Source organism: Vibrio ichthyoenteri ATCC 700023, from assembly GCF_000222605.1.
GTDB lineage: Bacteria > Pseudomonadota > Gammaproteobacteria > Enterobacterales > Vibrionaceae > Vibrio > Vibrio ichthyoenteri.
On record NZ_AFWF01000300.1, the window covers coordinates 1 to 4,446 of the forward strand.

Here is a 4,446-nt window from a genome sequence, read left to right on the forward strand (position 1 = left end):
TTCTAAGAATGCAAACATGCATCGGTAGAACGCAAGAGTAGCAGGCTCGATGACACCGACAGCCATCTTGCTAACAATGTAGCTTCCTGCCCATATAGCAACAGTGAAAAATGAAATTAAGTAGCCCGTGTACATTTATTTAAGTTCGAATCATGATAGAACTAGCTAGTGTACAAGTAATTAGGATGAATTACTGATTTAACTTGTAAATTTGGCCACCTGATTAGAGGTCTGTAATACTTTAGGTAATCCATAAGCTGCTAATTTAGAACAAGCTCTGACATAGTTCTGTCCAAAAACACCTTAGTTAACATAACCGCGATAATAGGTGAAAATTCAGGATAGAATTTTTAGGTTTTAGGCGCTGGGAACGCCTAAAACCGACCGGACAACACCAAAGGCGCTTTCACCAAGCTCGAAAAGATCGTTTCAGGTTTAAATGGGGTATGAAAAGCGAGATTTCCGCCGGCGCGGAAATGACAATGATCGCTCTAACTGTCCCAACACCTCAATTGAATACTTGGTATTGCCTTGAGTCCATCAGATTACTGACAATATTAGAGAAAGAGTCCGGTGAGCGATACTCTGGGTACAATCTAAACATCGCGATCACTCGCTCTATTTCCTCAAATTCCTTCAAATGTGCCAACAGTTCAGCGCGCCCTTTCTGGGAGGAAAGCTGAGCACTACAGCTTATTGATGACTTAACGCCACTTTGATGCTGCAACCTGATCGCAGCAGGTTGATGACATTGGCAGGGATTGTTTTTATTAATCAACCCACAACGCTGATCCATAAAGTTCTGCAGCAGTTTTTTGCCACGAGAAAGCCGAGCCCGATACGCATCCGGACTGATGTCCAAAATAAATGCGCCCTCTTGGCTGGTGACCCCATAAGACTCACTAAGAATAAAAATGAGCCGCGATTCTTTATCTAAACAGCTAAGCATTGCCTGCAAGCAGCCAAGGCGCGTCTCTTCTAACAGCACACTTCTTTCTGGGTCTGAAGCCTCTAAAGTTGGAGCTTGCTCGGTCATATTAGCGATCAGTTCACCGAACGATTCAAAGGTAAGCTCGCTTTTTACCTTAATCTGCTTACTAATGAGGTGATTGCTGGCTATACGATATACCCACGTCGTAAACGCACTCTCTTCTCGAAAACTACTTAGGTGAGTAATTACCTTAATTAAAATCTCATGTGTTTGGTCTTCGGCATCTTCAGGATGCCCCAACATACGAAAAGCTAAACCATAAATATTGTCCTTAATCTGCTTAACAAGCTGATCAAGGGCAACCAGATTGCCGTTTTTTGCCTCTTTAACGTAACGCTCTAAATCTGAATTCATTCAATGCTCTAATTTGTTTTTTCTCAGATATTTCATTCGAAGTGTGACATAAAAAGAGTGGCTAATATGAGAGGCGCGTAGCGAATGTCTCGCTCTGAGTTATCACAGCCAACATGCTGTACAGAGTGATTTTAAAAATCGACAAAAAAGTGGTTTTTGCTGTCACACTTTTTGCGCTGAAACGTCTAAAGGTAAACGAGCGAATAACTCATTACTTAAAACAAGTTAGGACAACAAAATGAATAGACGTAAATTTATTAAGCATGGATTAGTCGGTGTGGGCGCAACCATTGTAACTTCCAACGTGATCGCGAATGAACTACTTCCGCAGGCAGCCAAACCAAGCATTAAGTTTCCAGTCGTTGGCAACCAAATGACGGCAACAATCGTGTCCAGCGAAGTACCTTGTACGATTGGCATGACGCCGGGCGATGAGTTTAATTTAGGCTTTCGTCAATGTGGTGATTTCTGTGGTTTCTTTTATAGCAGCATTCACAAATCAATCATGGAAATGCAGTTCGACAAAACCGCTTCAGTTTCTGATGTGCGAGTATTCGAATGCCCGAATCCAAACAAAAAAGTGAAAATTGAACTGCGAATCGATCAACTCGCTTAATGTTTTTCAATTCCAATTCACATTTCCTAGATTGGCTGAATTCTCAGCTAATCTTGATACCCACGTGACTTCAGTTCAAAGACAACGACGCAGCGAAATACGCACAAAGCGATTTTGATTTACCAAAAAACAAAAAAGCAGCCATTGGCTGCTTTTGCTCAATATCATCAGAGGCGTTATTTAATCGCGTGAGTAATAAAGCGGCGCACGTCATCGTTATCCGTTGGGTTAAGAAACGATGGCGTGATTTTTGTTGGTGGGTTAAATATCCCCTTCGTCACCAAACGGTTAATTTGCGGCAAATGCATTAGAGCTGTTTTTCCGCATAAGAGGTTTAGAAAGCCCTCTTGCTCTTCATAAGCATGCAGCACTTCGTGGAATCCACGCAAATACAAGTAATCTTTGGTGAAGCCACCGCCACGATAGACTCGCGCTGTGATGGTAAAAGCGAGATTCTTCTCTACCCCAAGTTGCTCTTTGAGCATCATAAAGGTGGTACGGAAGGATTTATCTTTGATCATCGATTCAACGGCTAACACACGCAGTGCGAGAATTTTTAATCGCTTGATCGTCAGATGGCCAGCCAAATATTCACTTAAGATCGCCATGCCTTCTTGAGTCATGGTGTTGACTGGGCAACCCAGTGATAACACATGAAATGGCTGATTCATCGCATTGATGGTGGTAGCAAGGTGCACACCCAGTTCATGGTGCGCCAAGGCATGCGCTTCTATTTCTGGCACGCTTGCCGCGCTGTTGATTTTTACCGTGGTTTTATTCACCAACGCATTGGCGATCATGTTGTCGTCAATCACCAAGTCATATTGGTAATCTTCCTGCTTGGCAAACTCAGCCATGATCGCTTGAATGCCGTTCGCATCCACCAGCTTTTGATCATCTTCATCGGAATCCGGTAAGTGCAGAATAAAGGTCGCATTGCGAATGTCCTTTTCTGTTGGCTCACCAAAATAACGTAGGGAGTTATACAAAAAATCTTGTGTACCAATAGTTTGTAGCTGGTCGATCTTATCCACATAAGAAAGAATGACGTCTTCGTAAATACGTTGCAGATCGGCATCTTCCACTGATTCAAGTGGCAAATTGAATAGCTGACGTTTTAGCTGGAAAGGATTGTGGATGTTCTCTTTGTAGCTAAATTCAGGCTCAATAGAAAAATGACGCTTAAAAAATTCACTTTTCTGCTGATTATAATTGGTTGGCCCAACCGCACTGAGAATTTCGATCCCATTGACTAACTCAAACAAGGATTTATCCAGTGCTTTGGCATGGCGAAGTTCGCTGTTATGTCGCGCTGTAAATTCATGATTATTCAAACGGCTTACCTCTTTCAACATTCCCTATCCTCTTTGCTTTGTCCTTTGTATTGACACCAATAGCGCTTGCAAATCCATCGCGCACCGCTATATGCATAATGAGCATTGCTAATCGCTTTCATGCATCATGCTTGCTGCCTCTCTCGAATATGCGCTGCTTTAATAAAGGCAACAATTATCGATAAGTATCACTTTCTCACCCAATGAGAAGAATGAGTGCATTGATGGGAATTCAAACAACCGCAAGACTCAAGCGCATAAAGGCATAAACGGAATTACGCTGTACGTAGCATCGAGTGACGACTGCGGTTATAATCGCTGCGTTTTCATCTGGGATAAAAAAATGATTTCTAAAAACCAACTAAAACTGCTGCGTGCTTTAGGCCAAAAGAAACAGCGTAAAGCACTCGGCTTATTCCTAGTTCAGGGTGAAAAAAACGTACTTGAACTGGCAAGTAGTACGTTAACGGTAAAACACGTTTTCGCAACCGCCGACTTTTTAGAGCAGAATCAAACGACGCTTGAGCGCTTTGAATGCATCGAAGCGTCATTGGATGACTTAACCAAAGCGAGTACCTTGGTGAGCAACAACGCGGCGATTGCGGTGGTTGAGATCCCAACGTTTGCGGCACCACAAGCCCAAGGGATGATGATTGCGCTCGATGGCGTACAAGATCCGGGTAACCTTGGTACCATTATTCGTGTCGCCGACTGGTATGGCATTAAGCACATTGTCGCCAGCCAAGATTGCGCAGACCCATATAATCCAAAAACCATCAGTGCCACCATGGGCAGTTTTGGCCGCGTGCAAGTACACCAATTGGATCTGCCAAGCTACCTTGAACAGGCAAATCTGCCAGTTTACGGCGCGTTCCTTGAAGGCGAAAGCGTGCATAAAACTGAGTTTGCTGCAGAAGGTATTTTGTTAATGGGCAGTGAGTCTCACGGTATTCGTTCCCAAGCAGCCGCATTTGTGACCGATAAGATCACTATTCCAGCCTTTGGTGGTGCGGAGTCGCTCAACGTGGCAATGGCCACCGGCATCATTCTTGACAACATGCGTCGTCAACACAGCTAATTCAGCACTTGCGGAAGCGCTCCTGAAATTAAGCGCGACATAGCGAACAATAAAAAAGCGTAACGACTGATTC

General features: G+C 43.6%; 4 protein-coding genes. 2 read left to right on the forward strand and 2 right to left on the reverse strand.

Going from position 1 to position 4,446, the window contains the following annotated elements; translation table 11 throughout:
• Positions 1-508: 508 nt before the first annotated feature.
• On the reverse strand, positions 509-1,345 hold the full coding sequence (locus RH85_RS19660) for an RNA polymerase sigma factor (protein ID WP_006714486.1): 837 nt from the start codon (positions 1,343-1,345) through the stop codon (positions 509-511).
• Positions 1,346-1,583: 238 nt separating this feature from the next.
• On the opposite strand from RH85_RS19660, the gene RH85_RS22110 reads away from it, so the two are divergent.
• On the forward strand, positions 1,584-1,961 hold the full coding sequence (locus RH85_RS22110) for a hypothetical protein (RefSeq protein ID WP_006714487.1): 378 nt from the start codon (positions 1,584-1,586) through the stop codon (positions 1,959-1,961).
• 176 nt (positions 1,962-2,137) lie between these two features.
• Here the strand turns inward: RH85_RS22110 and RH85_RS19670 are convergent, their stop codons facing one another.
• The gene (locus tag RH85_RS19670) at positions 2,138-3,316 is read right to left on the reverse strand and encodes a flavohemoglobin expression-modulating QEGLA motif protein (protein ID WP_006714488.1); all 1,179 of its coding nucleotides are present in this window, start codon (positions 3,314-3,316) and stop codon (positions 2,138-2,140) included.
• Between the two features lie 322 nt (positions 3,317-3,638).
• Here RH85_RS19670 and RH85_RS19675 point away from each other — a divergent pair, with 322 nt between their 5' ends.
• On the forward strand, positions 3,639-4,373 hold the full coding sequence (locus RH85_RS19675) for an RNA methyltransferase (protein ID WP_006714489.1): 735 nt from the start codon (positions 3,639-3,641) through the stop codon (positions 4,371-4,373).
• Positions 4,374-4,446: the final 73 nt, after the last annotated feature.